Raw genomic sequence first — 15,260 nt, 5'->3', positions numbered from 1 at the left:
GGCGGCATTTCGGACGAGCAGGGACACAGAAGGCGGCACTCTGGCCGCTCCCGGCGGTGACCACCGCAATGGTCTCCTTCGTCATCGTGGCCGGTCTGCGTGCCGGAAGCCGATCCCGCGAGCAGGAACGGGGCGACGTCCCGGGATGGGTGCTGATCACGTTGATGACCGCAGGGCTGGTCACCACGATCTGGGCGGTGGCCGGCGACCAGTTGGCGCAGATCTTCAGCACCGCGATCGCCGGAGTGACCGGGCCCGGCAAGAAATAGTGCTGAACGGGTCAGCGCGAAGGACCGGTCGGGCGGAGCCCACCAAAAATGCCGAGGAAGGTTCGGCAGTCGTCGACTTCGTCCTGGTCTCCATCCTGGTGTGCGCGATCACCCTGTCGCTCTTGCAACTGGGATTCACCTTGCACGTGCGGAATACCCTCACCTGGGCAGCCTCCGAGGGTGCTCGCGCGGGAGCGCGTACCGGGATGACCCCTGAGCAGGGCGCCGGACGTACCCGAGACCTGGTGACACAGACCCTGTCCACGAGCTATGCCCAGGACGTCCGGGTGCTTCGCCGGGTCGAAAACGGACTGGCCGTGGTAGAAGTCCAGGTCACAGCCCCGCTGCCGGTGATCGCACTGTGGGGCCCACCCGGCGCGATCACCACACGAGGCCGAGCTTTCGCGGAGGAGCAGTGATGAACGGACGTCGTGGAGAAGAAGGCTCGGCAGTCGTCGAATTCGTCTTCCTCGGAGTGCTCCTGCTGATCCCCTTGATCTACCTGGTGCTGACGGTGGCTCGTCTGCAAGCCGCCTCCTTCGCGGTCTCGACCGCATCCAGGGAAGCCGGACGGGCCTTCGTCACTGCACCGAAACAGGTATCGCCGCAGGCGCGCGCAGAAACAGCCGCCCGTATGGCCTACGCCGACCACGGTTTCGACAGCGGAAAGGTCACTGTCCGGTGCGCGGCCAACCCTTGCCTGACACCAGATGCCCGAATCGAGGTGCACGCCGCGGTCGACGTGCCCCTGCCGCTCCTGCCGGCATTCCTCTCTGACGCATGGCCGTTGACGGTACGGGTCGACGGCAGCTACGGCGCGACAGTCGACCGCTTCCGGGAACGTTGACGATGGGAAACAACCGCAGCAGGAAACATGCCCTGCCGCAGACGAAGACAAAGCCGCTGCGCCAAGGCCCCCGCCCGGACTCCGGGGAAGCAGGCCAGATCGGGCTGTTCGTCCTCGGATGCTGCGTGCTCGCCCTCACCCTGGTGGTCGGCGTCGTCAATGTGACAGCACTGCAGCTGGCGCGCGCACGCTTGTACGACATGGCGGACGGTGCAGCACTCGATGCCGCCGACGCGTTGAACGAGTCGGTGGTCTACCGGCAAGGCTTGGGTGCGAGAGTCCCGGTGACCGACGCATCGGTGCGCGCGCAAGCCGAGAAATTCCTTTCTTCTCGCCCGCTTCCCGAACATGTCAGCACATTGTCGCTGGTCGAGGAGACGGGGAGCAGTGACGGTCGCTCGGCAACGGTCGCAGTGAGTGGTGTGGTGGAGATGCCCTTGGGCAATCTGCTCTTGACGTCAGTTTTCGGGCCTGTGAGAATCACGGTGGCGTCTACTGCCGAAAGCCGCCTGGACAACTTGTCCACGCCCCTCCCGTGATGAGTGGTGCTGGGGCTGCTACGGACCCTCAAGAGTCGGACAAGTCGTCTTAATTGGTGACAATTATCGGGCTTAGTGTTTACTTGTCGCTCGGAAGATGTTGTGACCTGAGGACGTGGTCGGTGTCAAGCGATCTCTGAGCTTTCCGGAGGCCTCGAGAGCTGGCAGATGGTGCCTTGAAAAGCTTGAGCTCGCTGGTGAGGGAGCCACAGGAGCCTCTCCCACTGGGCAAACGAACACAGAACTCGCTCGCGATCGCGTCCACGGACGGCGTAGTGGGTCAATGGTGTGAAAGGGATGGTCGCGATGATGAATGACGTCATGGTGGAAGCGTTGGTGGCGGCCGTGAACGGGGTGGCTGAGGCGCAGCAGGCCGGGCGCGATGGTTCCTGGGAGTCGGTCTCTGCGGATGTCGAGGCGCACGTTTCGGGAGTTCTGCGGCGGTTGGCGGCGGACGACATCGCCGTGATGGGTGATGAACTCGGGCTGGTGGATGCTCGGCGTTCCGATGTGGAAGAACGCGTCCGAATCAAGGTTCTTGGGTTAGTGACTGCGGCATTGGCCGCCTGAGCGTTCAGGTCGGTGCGGTGCTTCAGGCACCGTATCGACCGAGGTCGTGGAGCGTTGTTCCAGGGACATCACAGCCGCTGCTTGTAGGCTCGGCGCATGTCTCGTCCGCACCTTCCCAGCCGTGCAGCCGTTCTCCGCGCCGGGCTGTGGGCCTTGGGCGTGGGTGCTGCTGCGCAGGCTGCCGCGGTTGCGGCGGTGCTGGCTGTCGACGCTGTACGTAAACGGCGAGAACCGCCGCTGGGTATCTTTCCTCGCAGCTCTCCGACGACGACCCGGATCGCTGGTTCGGAAGTGACCACGTACACCTACGGGGAAGACGTCTATGCGGACATGCTCGCCGCGATCGACTCCGCGCAGGAGCACATCTTCCTCGAGACCTTCATCTGGAAGAACGACGCTATCGGGGAGAAGTTCAAAGAGGCCCTGATCGCGGCGGCGGATCGGGGAGTCCAGGTTTTCGTGGTCTACGACGGGTTCGCCAACCTCGTGGTGGACCCTCGATTCTTCCGCTTTCCCGAGCACATGCACGTGCTGCGTTTTCCTGCGGTCCGGGCCGGGATGCTCATGCTCAACCTGAGGTACTTCGGTCGTGACCACCGCAAGATCATGGTGGTCGACCGGGGAGTCGGGTTCATCGGCGGGTACAACATCGGTGATCTCTACGCGACGACTTGGCGGGACACCCATTTGCGGGTCACCGGATCAGCCGTCTGGGAGATCGAGAACACTTTCGTCGATTTCTGGAATGAATACCGTGATCCGGAGCATCCGGAGATCCCTGACCGGGGCGCGAGGGAATGGGAAGCCCGCATTCGTGCCTCCCGTAATGCACCCAACCGGATGCTCTTCCCCGTCCGGGGCCTCTATCTTGAGGCTATCGACCGGGCAGCGGAGCGGATTTACATCACCCAGGCCTATTTCCTTCCGGACCGGGAGATCCTCGCTGCCTTGCTGGCCGCTGCTCGACGTGGGGTCGACGTACGGATCCTCATGCCGGAGTACAGCAACCACATCGTCGCCGACTGGGTTGCTCGTGGTTATTTCACGACTCTCCTCAAGGGCGGGGTCACGATATGGCTCTACCAGGACGCGATGGTGCATGCGAAAACGGCCACGGTCGACGGGCGTTGGTCGACGGTCGGCACTGCCAACATCGACCGGTTGAGCCTGCTGGGCAACTACGAGGTGAATCTCGAGTTGTTCAGCGACGAGCAGGCTGCCCATATGGAGGAGATCTTCGCCCGGGATCTCACCAACTGCAGACAGCTCCATCTGGACGACTGGCAGGCACGTGGGGTCATGGCCCGTGTCGGTGAGCGGGCGTTGGCGAATATGCAGCCTCTTCTGTGAGTGGTCGTGCCGTAGACTCGGTCCTCGTGGCCACCGACTTTGCAGCAGAGATCAAGAACCTTCGCGCGACGATGACATCGGTTCGCCAGGTGACCGATGTCGACAAATTGAAGGCTCAGATCGTCGATCTGGAGAAGGCAGCCAGTGCGCCTGACCTGTGGGACGATCAGGAGAATGCGCAGGCTGTCACCAGCCGACTCTCCCGAGCGAACGCAGAATTGGAGCGGATCGAGGGAATGGACTCTCGGATCGAGGATCTCGAGGTCCTCGTCGAGATGGCCACCGAGGACGGCGGGGATGCTGACACCCTTGCCGAGGCTGAGGCCGAGCTGGCCTCGCTGCGCAAAGCGGTCGGTGAACTCGAGGTACGCACCCTGTTGAACGGTGAGTACGACGAACGTGAGGCCGTGGTCACCATTCGCTCGGGTGCGGGTGGGGTCGACGCCGCAGACTTCGCCGAGATGTTGATGCGCATGTACCTGCGTTGGGCCGAACGGCATGGTTATCCGACCTCAGTGCTGGACACCTCCTATGCAGAGGAGGCCGGGCTGAAGTCCGCCACCTTCGAGGTGAAGGTTCCTTATGCCTACGGCAACCTGGCCGTGGAGGCCGGAACACACCGCCTGGTCCGGATCAGCCCGTTCGACAACCAGGGACGACGACAGACGTCCTTCGCTGCTGTCGAGGTCATCCCGCTCATCGAGTCGACGGACACCGTCGACATCCCCGAGTCCGAGTTGAAGATCGACGTCTTCCGGTCTTCCGGCCCCGGCGGGCAGAGCGTCAACACGACCGACTCCGCAGTGCGGATGACCCACCTGCCCACCGGCATCGTGGTGTCGATGCAGAACGAGAAATCTCAGATTCAGAACCGAGCGGCCGCCTTGCGAGTCCTGCAGTCCCGACTGCTCCTGTTGAAGAAGCAGGAAGAGGACGCGAAGAAGAAGGAACTGGCCGGTGACGTGAAGGCCAGCTGGGGCGACCAGATGCGCAGCTATGTTCTGCACCCTTATCAGATGGTCAAGGACCTGCGCACCGAACACGAGGTGGGCAATACCGCAGGGGTCTTCGACGGCGATATCGACGCCTTCCTGGAGGCAGGTATCCGTTGGAAGCGTTCCCTGGAGCGAGAAGCCGCCAACTCCTGAGCGCGCTAGCGCAGGGTCGTCGTGGCCGAGGGATTTCAGCGCCCGTCACAGCCACGACGACCGATGACCATGGCCGCAGGTTCGACGTCCGGGTCCGCCCGGACGACAAGGGATACCCGACACGGAAAACCAACGTGAAGGGCGTGTACTGTGAGACGGCGCGGGCGCCAGGTGCCCCGTCAGGGGCTCTGATGTCTACCGATCGATGACCCCTGCCCAAGTGTCATCGACGATGGAGTTGAGATGCGCCGTACCCTTCCTTTCCTGCTGGTAGTGGCGATGCCTCTGGCCTTGTCTCTCGGGGGGTGTGGCGGATCAGGAAGTACCGACGGCGGATCCAGGACCCTCCGGGTCTCCCTGGCCAACCACGTATGGTCCGAGACCATCACGAAGAAATTGGCTGACTTCGAGAAAGAATCCGGGCTGAAGGTCCAGATCAACCAGCTCGGGGAGGATCAGCTCTCCGACCAGTACAACGTCAAACTCAACGCGGGCACCGACGAGATCGACGTGATGATGTACCGCCCGTTGCAGGAAGGCAAGCTCTTCGCGAAGAACCGGTACCTGGCGAAGTTGCCCGACCGGATGAAGAATGACAACGCCTGGGATTTCAAGGACTTCCAGAAGCCCACGGTCGAAGCCGTCACCTCCAAGGATGCAGTGGTCGGTGTGCCGATCATCACCGAGCGTGAGGTCCTCTACTACCGCAAGGATCTGCTGGCCAAATCCGGGCTCCAAGTGCCCACCACGCTCGAGGAGATGGAAGCCGCAGCCAAGAAACTCAAAGAGGACAACCCCGGCACGGCCGGTTTCGTGGCCCGTACCGGACGTTCTGCCGCAGTGACCCAGTTCTCCAGCTACCTCTACAGCTTCGGTGGCGACTTCGACACCGACGGCAAAGCAGCTCTCGACACCGACGCCGCCAAGAAGGCCTACGCCTACTACGGCGGAATCCTCAAGAACCACGGTCCCAGCGACATCAGCACCGACATGAGCTGGCCGGAAGCGATGGCGATCTTCACCCAGGGCAAAGCAGCGTTGTACACCGAGGCGGACTCGCTCTACAAGAACGCGATCGACCCGAGCAAGTCGAAGGTCGCCGATCAGATCGGCTTCGCTCCCTTCCCCGCAGGGCCCGCAGGAAGCAAGCCCTACAACATCCCGTCGTGGGCCTTGGGCGTCAACGCCGCCAGCAAGAACAGCGAGAACGCCTGGAAATTCATCCAGTGGGCCACCAGTAAAGCGATGGTCACCACGATGCAACAAGCCGGCAACCCCGGCCCGCGCGACTCGGTGTGGGCCAGCGCCGATGGTGTCTCGACCTATCCGCAAGACCTGGCCGAAGCCATCAAGAAGAGCGCTGAAGGCGGGGTGGGACATGATCGGCCGGTGGTGACCAAGGTCGCCAAGGCGCGGGAGATCGTCGGACGCCCGATCGTCGGAGCGATCACTGGCGAAGACCTTCCCGGCCTGACGACGAAAGCTCAAGGGGATTACACGAGTTTCCTCGCTGCGGAGAAGTAGACCCGATGACCTCCGGAGAGCGCCCGTCGCCGATGCCCGGGGCAGCTACGACAGCTGAGATGCCACGGAAGGTAGACCGACCCACCGCGTCCTCAGGCCTATCCACCGACGTCGGCGACTCGGCCCTCTCCCGGTGGGCGAACCAACATCGTCAATGGCTCTTTGCCGCGCCGGCGATGGTCTTCGTCGCCGGGTTGATCGTCTTCCCTCTGGCCTGGACCATTTACCTGAGTCTCACTGATGCCCAGGGGTCGGTGAGAGCTGAATCGACCTTCGTCGGGGTCGAGAACTATGTGAGTGTTTTGACCGACACTGCACGCTTCTGGCCTGCGGTCTGGCGTACGGCGCTCTTCACCGGAGTCACGCTGGCCGCAGAGTTGCTGCTGGGCATGGCCATCGCACTGCTGCTCTGGCGGCCTTTCACCGGAGACCGTTTCGTCCGCGTCGCCATCCTGCTACCTCTGGTGGCGACACCGGTCGCCGTCGGCATGATGTGGCGGCTGATCTTCGACCCGAACATCGGTCTGGCCAACACCGCGCTCCGTCAACTCGGGCTACCGACCGGGTCCTGGCTGGCCGGGGAGCACACCGCGTTACCGACCACGATGCTCATCGACATCTGGCAGTGGACACCGATGATGGTGCTGATCCTCCTGGCCGGCCTGACCAGCCTCCCGGAGGAGCCCCAGGAGGCCGCCAAGATCGACGGAGCGAACGCCTGGCAGCGTTTCTGGCATGTCACCTTGCCACTGATGATGCCGACGGTCGTCGTGGGTGTCCTGCTCCGTGGCATCGACGCCCTGAAGACCTTCGACATCCTCTATGCCACCAAGGGCAAGGGCGGCGGATCTTTCCACGAGGTCGAGACCCTGAACGTCTATGCCTACGGATTGAGCTTCGACTACAACGAATACGGTAGATCCAGTGCGGTGCTGATGATCTTCTTCCTGATCATCGTCGGCGCGATGTGGCTGGTCACCCGCAGGAAGGCGGACAGCTGACATGAGCAGCCGCGGATATCGCCTCTTCCGTGCCCTGGCACTGTGCCTCGTCGTACTCGTCCTGGTGGGCCCACTGCTCTGGATGGTGATGGCCTCGCTGAAGACGAACGTCGACATCCACGACGCGGAACGGACCTTCTCCTTCGCTCCGACGCTCGACAACTACACCAAGGTCCTGCACCAGACCGACTACACCGCGTTCATCTGGAACAGCTTCCTCATCGCCGCGATCTCGACAGTGTTCTCTTCGGTCCTGGGTGTCCCCGCGGCCTACGCGATGGCCCGTTTCGCGATGCACCGCGAAGCGCTGGTCGTCCTCATGGCCCGGATCATCCCCGGCGTATCGCTGCTCGTCCCCTGGTACTACGTCTTCTCGAACCTGCAGATGGTCAACACCTACACCGTGATGATCCTCTCGCACATGTTCGTCGCCCTGCCCCTGATCGTCTACATCATGACCGGCTACTTCGAATCCATCCCTCTCGAACTGGAAGAAGCCGGACTGGTCGACGGGTTGACCCACATCGGGGTCTTCTGGCGCATCACGCTGCCTCTGGCCAGAGCAGGGATGGCCACCGCCGGAATCCTGTCCTTCATCTTCAGCTGGAACAACTTCATGTTCGCGCTGGTGCTCTCCGGACAGCGGACGAAGACCCTGCCCGTCGCGATCTTCGACTTCGTCGGCTACGCCTCGACCGACTGGGGCGGGCTCATGGCGGCAGCCACCATCGTGACTCTCCCGATCGTGATCATCGCGCTGTTCACCCAGAAACACATCGTGTCCGGTCTGACCGCAGGTGCCACCAAAGGCTGAAACGAGGACGAACCCACATGACCACGATCTCCCGTGTCGAGACCTTCCTCGTGGCCCCTCGATGGCTGTTCGTCCGGGTGGAAACCGAAGGTGGACTGATCGGCTGGGGCGAAGCCACCTGCGAAGGGCGTAGCGAGACGGTCGCCACCGCGATCGACCAACTTTCCGAGCTGATGATCGGTACCGATGCCCTGCGGATCGAGGACCACTGGCAGGTCCTGACGAAAGGGTCCTTCTACCGCGGTGGACCTATCCTTGCCAGCGCCGTGGCCGGGCTCGACCAAGCACTGTGGGATATCGCCGGAAAACATTGGAATGCGCCGGTCCACCAGCTTCTCGGCGGACCGCTACGCGACCGGATCCGCGTCTATGGCTGGGTCGGTGGCGACGAACCCTCACAAGTACGTGACTCTATCGCCCAAGCCGTCGACAACGGACTCACTGCGGTGAAGATGAATGCGAGCGGACGCATCGCACCGCTGGCGAGCGCCGCTGAACTGGACGGTGTCATCGCACGGGTGGCGGTGGCCCGTGAAGTACTCGGTGACCATCGTGATGTCGCGGTCGATTTCCATGGACGCTTCTCCCTGGCCAGTTCCCGCCGGGTGGCGCCCCTTCTCGAACCGCTGCGTCCGCTTTTCCTGGAGGAACCCACCACCCCGGAGAACCAGCATCTCATCGGTCGATTCGTGGAGACGACGAGCACCCCTGTCGCCACCGGGGAGCGGCTCTACTGCAGGCAGGAATTCCTGCCGGTGCTGCAAGCGGGGGTTGCCGTGGTCCAACCGGACCTGTCCCATGCCGGCGGTATCACCGAGGTCCGGAAGGTTGCAGCGCTGGCAGAGACTTTCGATGCCTTCCTGGCGCCGCACTGTCCGCTCGGGCCCTTGGCCTTCGCTGCTTGCCTGCAGGTCGGTTTCGCTACCCAGAACCATCTGATCCAGGAGCAGAGCCTGGGTATCCACTACAACGCCGATGCGGATCTGTTCGACTATCTGTTGGATGCCTCGGTGGTGCAGCATCGCAATGGGTATGTGGAGAGGACGACGGCTCCGGGGTTGGGCATCGACGTGGATGAATCGGCTGTGCGGAGGGCTGCGGAGCGGGGCCATTCATGGCGTGGCCCGATCTGGCGTCACCCGACGGGAGAGTTCGCCGAGTGGTGAGGGCCTGGCACCAGCTGATCTTCGGCAAAGTCACAGCGTATCATCAGGTCATATAGGAACTAGCGGCGTTGTTGTGCGTTGTTCTTCTGTGGACCGGCGCGGAAGAGCGCCTCATCGAACTATCGGAGATCCCTCATGTCTCGACGACGTCCCCAATCCCCTCTGCTCGAGGAGCAGATGAGCACGGCCGAACGCCCCACCGGGCCTGTTCTCTCGGTCGTGCTCGGCGTTGTTCTCCTGATGGCCGCAATCGGGCTCTTCGGAGGAGTCATCAGCGTGATGACCGGGGTCGGCAAGGGCGACTCCGGTGGATCGCAGAACTTCGCGGCACAGTTCGCAGGTACTTACACCTTTGCCTTCGGAGCCGCAGCACTCTTCCTGTGGATGAAATATCGTGAGCGGCGCTCGTTCATCAACCTGGGGTTCTGGAACGATCAGGTGGGCTACCGGATCGGGCGAGGCATGCTCATCGGGATCGCGATGACTTCCGTTGTGGTCCTTTCCACAGCGCTCGTGGGGCAGGCGACCTTCGGCTCGGCGAATTTCTCGGCATTGCTCCCGACTGGTCTCCTCCTCATCGGCTTCCTGATCCAGGGAAGCACCGAAGAGATTTTCGGACGTGGCCTGGTCCTGCAGGGCGTCGCCCTCAAATGGGGTGTCCCGATCGCGATGACCGTCCAGACCATCTACTTCTCCTTGATGCACGGTGCCAACCCCGGCGTCGGATTGATCCCGTTGGTCAACCTGATCCTGGTCGGGGTCTTCCTGGGATTCTGGGCGCTGGCGGAGAACAGCTTGTGGGGGGTCTGCGCCTTCCACGGCTTCTGGAACTGGTCACTGGGTAACTTCTGGGGGTCGAAGGTCTCCGGGCAAGAGATCCAGACCGCTTTTCTGCAATTCCGCCCGACTGAAGGAGCCAGTGACTTGCTGACCGGGGGTGCTTTCGGTGCTGAAGGCAGCTTGATCACCACGCTGGTGCTGGCAGCTGGAACAGCCATCGCTTATCGGGCCTACCGCCGCGACCGTGCAGCGCGTCGCGCCGTCGCGCTGTGAGATCGGGCTGAAAAACCGTAGACAGCGGTGGAGGGGGTGTCCCGGTCGGGACACCCCCTCCACCGCTGTCTGTTGAGCTGGATCAGCTCAGGACGATCACGCCCATTCGATCAGGACCTGGCCGCCCTGGACCGCTTCACCGACAGCCACATCGATGGCCGCGACGGTCCCATCGCTCGGCGCAGTGATCTCGGTCTCCATCTTCATGGCTTCGAGGACCATCAGGGTCTCGCCGCCCTTCACCTCGGCGCCCTCGTCCACCAGGATCTTCACGACCGTTCCGGAGATGGGTGCGGTCAACCCGTTCGTGCTGGACGCCGGCGTCTTCGCCGCGGTGGGCGTGACACCGTAGGCGGAGGTGCTCCCCACCATGATCGACCCGAGAGTGGGCAGCGGATCCTCTTCGACCTCGACGTCGACGTCGTACTCGATGCCGTTGACGGTCACCTTGAGTTTCATGATCTGCCTCTCCTACCGGCTCATCCGGGGGGTGTGCGTAATGACGTGTGAGTGCTGGACATCGGAGCGTCCCTGCTTGGCCCACGTGGTGTGGCGGCGCAGGCGGACCTGCTTCACCTTCGCACGGTGGCCGAGGTAGGCCGCACAAGCGGCACTGATGGCGAGGACGACCTCCTCAGGCAGCTCACCGGTGGGGTGGAATTGTTCGAACCTGTCTTCCAGAGCTTCGACGCGGGCGGTCAATCCCTTGACGGCCTCGATCAACTCGGCGATCTGCTCGCCGGTGACTTCGCTCATGACGTTTCCTTCCTGGGTTGGTAAGGCTCGATCAGAGCGGGATGAGTCCGTGCTTCTTCGGCGGACGCTGATCGCGCTTGTTCTGCAGCGCTTCCAGCGCACGAGCGAGGTACATCCGCGTCTCGGCCGGCTCGATGATGTCATCGACGAGCCCGCGTGCCGCAGAAACGTACGGGGTGCTGAACGCTTCACGGTAGAGCGAGACCAACTCGGCGCGTTTGGCTTCCGGGTCTTCCGCAGCGGCGATCTCCCGACGGAAGACGACGCCTGCAGCACCCTCGGCACCCATGACGGCGATCTCGGCGGTGGGCCAGGCGAAGACACGGTCGGCGCCCAGGTCCTTGGAACACATGGCCAGGTAGGCGCCACCGTACGCCTTGCGGAGCACGACGGTGATCTTCGGCACGGTGGCCGAGGAGTAGGCGAAGAGCATCTTCGCGCCATGGCGGATGATGCCGCCGTACTCCTGCTGGGTTCCGGGGAGGAAGCCGGGCACGTCGACCAGGTTCACCACGGGAATGTTGAAGGCATTGCAGAAGCGGATGAACCGGGCGGCCTTGTCCGAGGAGTTGATGTCGAGGACACCGGACATCTGGTTGCACTGGTTGGCGATGAAGCCGACAGTGCGACCGGTGATCCGGCCGAATCCGATCACGATGTTCATCGCGTAGCCGGCCTGGACCTCCAGGAAGTCTCCGGCGTCGACGAGCTTGGTGATGACCTCACGGACGTCGTACGCCTTCTTGGGGTCTTCAGGGATGATCGTGTTCAACGACTCGTCGGGCTCGACGGTGTCGTAGCCCTCGACGAAGGGCGGTTCTTCGGTGTTGTTGCTGGGCAGGAAGCTGAGCAGTTTCTTCGCGATCAGCATGGCCTGCTCGTCGTTGTCGGCGACGAAGTGGGTCACCCCGGAGCGGGCCATGTGCGCGGCCGGCCCGCCGAGGTCTTCGGCGCTGACCTGCTCGCCGGTGACCTGCTTGATGACATCGGGCCCGGTGATGAACATCCGGGAGGCCTGTGTCTGGATGATGAAGTCGGTCAAGGCGGGGGAGTAGACCGCGCCACCGGCGCACGGTCCGGCGATGATCGAGATCTGGGGGACCACGCCGGAGAGCGCGACGTTCTGGAAGAACACCTTGCCGTAGCCCGAGAGAGAGTCGATACCCTCCTGGACGCGGGCGCCGCCGGAGTCGTTGATGAAGATGAAGGGGGTGCCATTCTCCAATGCGGAGTGCAGGGAGTTGGCGACCTTCGTGGAGTGCATCTCCCCGGCGGATCCACCGGCCACGGAGAAGTCCTGGCTGGCGAAGTGGACGGGGCGGCCGAGGACGCTGCCGGTGCCGGTGACGACACCATCGGCGGGCATGACGGCCTTGTCCATGCCGAAGAGGGTGGTGCGGTGTTGTGCGAAGAGACCGATCTCTTCGAAGCTGCCGGGGTCGAGCAGGTCGTTGATACGCTCGCGAGCCGTCATCTTTCCGGCTTCGTGCTGCTTGGCGTGGCGTTTCTCGCCACCGCCAGCTTCGACTTCAGCACGCCGCTGGCGCAGCTCCTCGATGCGGTCCTGCATGGTCTTGGGAGTAGCCATGGTCGGTGTTCCTCCGTTGATGGATCGAGGGTGCTCAGGCGGGCTTGACGCCGACGGAGTGCTTGCGGCCGTCGACGGTGATCTCGTACTTGATGGGCCCGCGGACGGGGCCGGTCTTGCCGTCACCGGCCGCTGCCAGCTTCTCGGCCTCGATCTCGGCGGGGTCCTTGGCGACCGACTTGGGTCCTTCGGGGCGGGTCTTGAAGAACCCGGGCGCCACCTTGGGGAACATGGCGTAGGTCAGGACGTCTTCGTCGGTGCCGTCGAATCCTTCGACGCCGGCTGCCTCTTCCTTCAGGGCGTCCCACTCGGCGGGAATCAGGTCGGCGGGGCGGACCTCGATCGGCTCCTTGCCGGTCTGGGCCTTGGCCTTCTCGACGACCGCGGGGTCGTAATCACCCAGGGTGTGGCCGTAGTAGCCGAGCATCAGGTCGGCGAATTCGGCGGTGAGTACCTTGTACTCACCCATGAGGACGTTGAAGACGGCCTGGGTGCCGACGATCTGGCTGGATGGGGTGACCAGAGGAGGGAATCCGGCTGCTTCGCGGACTCGCGGGACCTCTTCGAGGACTTCGCGGAGTTTGTCACCTGCGCCCTGCTGCTTCAGCTGGGACTCCATGTTGGAGATCATGCCGCCGGGGATCTGGCTGTCGAAGATGTCGGTCTCGACGTTGAAGGACGACATGAAGTGCTGGTACTTCGGCTTGACCTCTGCGAAGTGATCCTTGATCCGGCGCAGCAGTTCCTTGTCGAGGTCCGCGATGTAGCCGGTGCCTTCGAGCATCTCCTGGACGGATTCGGTCGGGTTGTGCCCCGGGCCCAGGGAGAGGGAGCTGATCGCTGCGTCGACCACATCCGCACCGGCCTCGATACCCTTCATCAGGGAGACGAGGGTGACGCCGGTGGTGGCATGGCAGTGGATGTTGATCTGCATGTCCGGCATCTCGGCCTTGATGGCCTTGACGATGTCGTAGGCGGGCTGCGGCTTGAGCAGCGCGGCCATGTCCTTCAGCGCCAGGGAGTCGGCGCCCATGTCGCGCAGTTCGCGGGCGAGCTGAACGTATCCCTCGACGTTGTGCAGCGGGCTGGTGGTGTAGCAGATGGTGCCTTGGGCGTGCTTGCCGGTTTTCTTGACCGCAGCCATCGCTCGTTCGAGGTTGCGGGGGTCGTTGAGGGCGTCGAAGACCCGGAAGACGTCCATGCCGTTTTCGGCGGCCTTCTCCACGAAGTGGTCGACGACATCGTCACCGTAGTGGCGATATCCCAGGAGGTTCTGCCCGCGGAGCAGCATCTGCAGCTTGCTGTTGGGCATGAGTTTGCGGAAGGTCCTCAAGCGTTCCCACGGGTCTTCGTTGAGGAAGCGGATGCAGGCGTCGAAGGTTGCCCCGCCCCAACATTCCACACTCCAGTACCCGGCCTGGTCGATGTCGGCGCAGGCATCGACCATGTCTTCCATGGCCATGCGAGTCGCCATCAGGCTCTGGTGCGCGTCCCGGAGGGCGAGCTCTGTCACACCGATCTGTCGCGTCATGGGGTCATCCTTCCATTCAGGTCACGAGCTTTCGATGACTCGCCATGTTTTGGGGACCTTGGTCATCGTCGGAGGCGTCTCATTTTCACGATGAGACATATTTTGTCTCGCATGTCGAGAATCAGGGTGATGTCGGAGAGGAGCTGTCCGCTGGTAGGAACCGTTCCGGATCTTCGGGAAGCTGTGGGGCGTTCACCGTTCATGGCGCGAGCATCTGTGGTGGTGGCGGGTGCGCAACGCCGCCTGTCCGTGGATCCCCTGTCGCGGCGTCTTCTCGCCGTAGTCTGGCCGGGCGCACTGGGCGACCGACTCGGATCGCCGGAACCCCTACCTGCTCCGAATGATTCGAACAAGGACACCTCAGCACATGATCGACTTCGCCGGCGTCTCCAAGGTCTATGGACGCCAACAGAGCCCTGCACTCATGGATGTGACCTTGAGGATCGAGAAAGGGGAGTTCGTCTTCCTGGTCGGTGCCTCAGGGTCGGGGAAGTCCACTCTCATGCGGTTGATCCTCTGTGAGGAGAAACCCTCGTCGGGCACCATCCGGGTCACCGGACGTGATCTGCATACCCTGCGTAGGCGACATGTCCCGTCGCTGCGTCGTGATATCGGCATGGTGTTCCAGGACTTCCGACTGCTTCCCGACAAGACCGTCTACCAGAACGTTGCCTATGTCATGCACGTTCTGGGTGTGCGTCGGGAGGACGTGAGGCGTCGGGTCCCTGAAGCGCTGGAGCTGGTGGGGTTGTCGGCGATGCACAAGCGGCTCCCGCACGAACTGTCCGGCGGGGAGCAGCAACGTGTCGCGATCGCCCGTGCCGTGGTGAAGAAACCGACCTTGGTGTTGGCGGACGAGCCCACCGGGAACTTGGATCCGACGACGAGTCTGGACATTGTTTCGCTGCTTGACGAGATCAATCGTTCCGGTACGACGGTCGTGATGGCCACCCATGACGACGAGATCGTCAACCAGCTGCGCAAACGGGTGTTGGAGCTCGATCGTGGAGCGCTTGTCCGAGACCAGGACCGAGGGGTTTACGGGGGCGGTTCCCGGTGACGGTGGACAGCCGGTGGCGCGAAGCGATGACGGATGTGGCGACG

The 15,260-nt window shown here is 63.1% G+C and carries 17 protein-coding genes; 13 read left to right on the top strand and 4 right to left on the bottom strand.

The features are described 5' to 3' along the window. Positions 1–68 precede the first annotated feature (68 nt). The 12 genes from DX923_RS08510 (at position 69) to DX923_RS08455 (ending at position 10,281) form a co-directional block, all read left to right on the top strand. Entirely contained in the window at positions 69–269 is a 201-nt protein-coding gene (locus DX923_RS08510) for a hypothetical protein (RefSeq protein WP_116116241.1), read from the top strand. Beyond that, complete coding sequence (locus DX923_RS08505) at positions 269–688, top strand: TadE family protein (RefSeq protein WP_205413147.1); 420 nt, start codon at positions 269–271, stop codon at positions 686–688. The genes DX923_RS08510 and DX923_RS08505 overlap by 1 nt, the downstream gene beginning before the upstream one ends. Continuing rightward, positions 688–1,116: a pilus assembly protein gene (locus DX923_RS08500; RefSeq protein WP_240322564.1), complete on the top strand. Its 429-nt coding sequence runs from the start codon at positions 688–690 to the stop codon at positions 1,114–1,116. Before DX923_RS08505 ends, DX923_RS08500 begins: the two co-directional genes overlap by 1 nt. Before the next feature lie 2 nt (positions 1,117–1,118). Then, positions 1,119–1,655 (top strand): pilus assembly protein TadG-related protein, encoded by a 537-nt coding sequence (locus DX923_RS08495; RefSeq protein WP_162872863.1) that lies wholly within the window; start codon positions 1,119–1,121, stop codon positions 1,653–1,655. A 306-nt stretch (positions 1,656–1,961) separates the two neighbouring features. Next, positions 1,962–2,225 (top strand): hypothetical protein, encoded by a 264-nt coding sequence (locus DX923_RS08490; protein ID WP_162872862.1) that lies wholly within the window; start codon positions 1,962–1,964, stop codon positions 2,223–2,225. Positions 2,226–2,321: 96 nt separating this feature from the next. Continuing rightward, entirely contained in the window at positions 2,322–3,575 is a 1,254-nt protein-coding gene (locus DX923_RS08485; protein ID WP_116114085.1) for a phospholipase D-like domain-containing protein, read from the top strand. A gap of 26 nt (positions 3,576–3,601) precedes the next feature. Further along, positions 3,602–4,723, top strand: coding sequence for a peptide chain release factor 2 (prfB, locus tag DX923_RS08480; protein WP_116116240.1), 1,122 nt, complete (start codon positions 3,602–3,604; stop codon positions 4,721–4,723). 243 nt (positions 4,724–4,966) lie between these two features. Further along, positions 4,967–6,247, top strand: a complete 1,281-nt coding sequence (locus DX923_RS08475; protein WP_205413011.1) for an ABC transporter substrate-binding protein — start codon at positions 4,967–4,969, stop codon at positions 6,245–6,247. Positions 6,248–6,252: 5 nt separating this feature from the next. Next, positions 6,253–7,248, top strand: coding sequence for a carbohydrate ABC transporter permease (locus tag DX923_RS08470; protein ID WP_240322562.1), 996 nt, complete (start codon positions 6,253–6,255; stop codon positions 7,246–7,248). A 1-nt stretch (position 7,249) separates the two neighbouring features. Continuing rightward, positions 7,250–8,062 carry a carbohydrate ABC transporter permease gene (locus tag DX923_RS08465; protein WP_116114084.1) on the top strand — a complete coding sequence of 271 codons (813 nt, stop codon included), beginning with the start codon at positions 7,250–7,252 and terminating at the stop codon, positions 8,060–8,062. 17 nt (positions 8,063–8,079) lie between these two features. Beyond that, a complete protein-coding gene (gene dgoD, locus DX923_RS08460; protein WP_116114082.1) occupies positions 8,080–9,228 on the top strand; it encodes a galactonate dehydratase in 1,149 nt (382 codons plus the stop codon). A gap of 177 nt (positions 9,229–9,405) precedes the next feature. Next, positions 9,406–10,281, top strand: coding sequence for a CPBP family intramembrane glutamic endopeptidase (locus DX923_RS08455; RefSeq protein WP_162872861.1), 876 nt, complete (start codon positions 9,406–9,408; stop codon positions 10,279–10,281). Between the two features lie 96 nt (positions 10,282–10,377). On the opposite strand, the gene DX923_RS08450 is transcribed toward DX923_RS08455, so the two are convergent. Genes DX923_RS08450 through DX923_RS08435 form a run of 4 tightly spaced genes read right to left on the bottom strand, consistent with a single transcriptional unit; the run spans position 10,378 to position 14,156 of the window. Then, on the bottom strand, positions 10,378–10,740 hold the full coding sequence (locus tag DX923_RS08450; RefSeq protein WP_116114079.1) for a biotin/lipoyl-containing protein: 363 nt from the start codon (positions 10,738–10,740) through the stop codon (positions 10,378–10,380). A 12-nt stretch (positions 10,741–10,752) separates the two neighbouring features. Beyond that, a complete protein-coding gene (locus DX923_RS08445; RefSeq protein ID WP_116114077.1) occupies positions 10,753–11,037 on the bottom strand; it encodes a hypothetical protein in 285 nt (94 codons plus the stop codon). A gap of 31 nt (positions 11,038–11,068) precedes the next feature. After that, positions 11,069–12,625, bottom strand: coding sequence for an acyl-CoA carboxylase subunit beta (locus DX923_RS08440; RefSeq protein ID WP_116114075.1), 1,557 nt, complete (start codon positions 12,623–12,625; stop codon positions 11,069–11,071). 34 nt (positions 12,626–12,659) lie between these two features. After that, complete coding sequence (locus tag DX923_RS08435) at positions 12,660–14,156, bottom strand: methylmalonyl-CoA carboxytransferase subunit 5S (protein ID WP_116114074.1); 1,497 nt, start codon at positions 14,154–14,156, stop codon at positions 12,660–12,662. A 367-nt stretch (positions 14,157–14,523) separates the two neighbouring features. Between DX923_RS08435 and ftsE the strand changes: the two genes are divergently transcribed. Next, a complete protein-coding gene (gene ftsE / locus DX923_RS08430) occupies positions 14,524–15,216 on the top strand; it encodes a cell division ATP-binding protein FtsE (protein ID WP_116114072.1) in 693 nt (230 codons plus the stop codon). Positions 15,217–15,260 lie beyond the last annotated feature (44 nt).

Origin of the sequence: Austwickia chelonae, assembly GCF_003391095.1 — a bacterium.
Taxonomy (GTDB): Bacteria; Actinomycetota; Actinomycetes; order Actinomycetales; family Dermatophilaceae; genus Austwickia; species Austwickia chelonae_A.
This window is presented reverse-complemented; position numbering and strand designations above follow the sequence as displayed.

Bases quoted from the DNA above. Each gene is read 5' to 3' on its own strand.
- DX923_RS08510 (WP_116116241.1), top strand. From the start codon at position 69: ATGGTCTCCTTCGTCATCGTGGCCGGTCTGCGTGCCGGAAGCCGATCC.
- DX923_RS08500 (WP_240322564.1), top strand. From the start codon at position 688: ATGAACGGACGTCGTGGAGAAGAAGGCTCGGCAGTCGTCGAATTCGTC.
- DX923_RS08495 (WP_162872863.1), top strand. From the start codon at position 1,119: ATGGGAAACAACCGCAGCAGGAAACATGCCCTGCCGCAGACGAAGACA.
- DX923_RS08490 (WP_162872862.1), top strand. From the start codon at position 1,962: ATGATGAATGACGTCATGGTGGAAGCGTTGGTGGCGGCCGTGAACGGG.
- DX923_RS08485 (WP_116114085.1), top strand. From the start codon at position 2,322: ATGTCTCGTCCGCACCTTCCCAGCCGTGCAGCCGTTCTCCGCGCCGGG.
- DX923_RS08475 (WP_205413011.1), top strand. From the start codon at position 4,967: ATGCGCCGTACCCTTCCTTTCCTGCTGGTAGTGGCGATGCCTCTGGCC.
- DX923_RS08470 (WP_240322562.1), top strand. From the start codon at position 6,253: ATGACCTCCGGAGAGCGCCCGTCGCCGATGCCCGGGGCAGCTACGACA.
- DX923_RS08465 (WP_116114084.1), top strand. From the start codon at position 7,250: ATGAGCAGCCGCGGATATCGCCTCTTCCGTGCCCTGGCACTGTGCCTC.
- dgoD (WP_116114082.1), top strand. From the start codon at position 8,080: ATGACCACGATCTCCCGTGTCGAGACCTTCCTCGTGGCCCCTCGATGG.
- DX923_RS08455 (WP_162872861.1), top strand. From the start codon at position 9,406: ATGAGCACGGCCGAACGCCCCACCGGGCCTGTTCTCTCGGTCGTGCTC.
- DX923_RS08450 (WP_116114079.1), bottom strand. From the start codon at position 10,740: ATGAAACTCAAGGTGACCGTCAACGGCATCGAGTACGACGTCGACGTC.
- DX923_RS08445 (WP_116114077.1), bottom strand. From the start codon at position 11,037: ATGAGCGAAGTCACCGGCGAGCAGATCGCCGAGTTGATCGAGGCCGTC.
- DX923_RS08440 (WP_116114075.1), bottom strand. From the start codon at position 12,625: ATGGCTACTCCCAAGACCATGCAGGACCGCATCGAGGAGCTGCGCCAG.
- DX923_RS08435 (WP_116114074.1), bottom strand. From the start codon at position 14,156: ATGACGCGACAGATCGGTGTGACAGAGCTCGCCCTCCGGGACGCGCAC.
- ftsE (WP_116114072.1), top strand. From the start codon at position 14,524: ATGATCGACTTCGCCGGCGTCTCCAAGGTCTATGGACGCCAACAGAGC.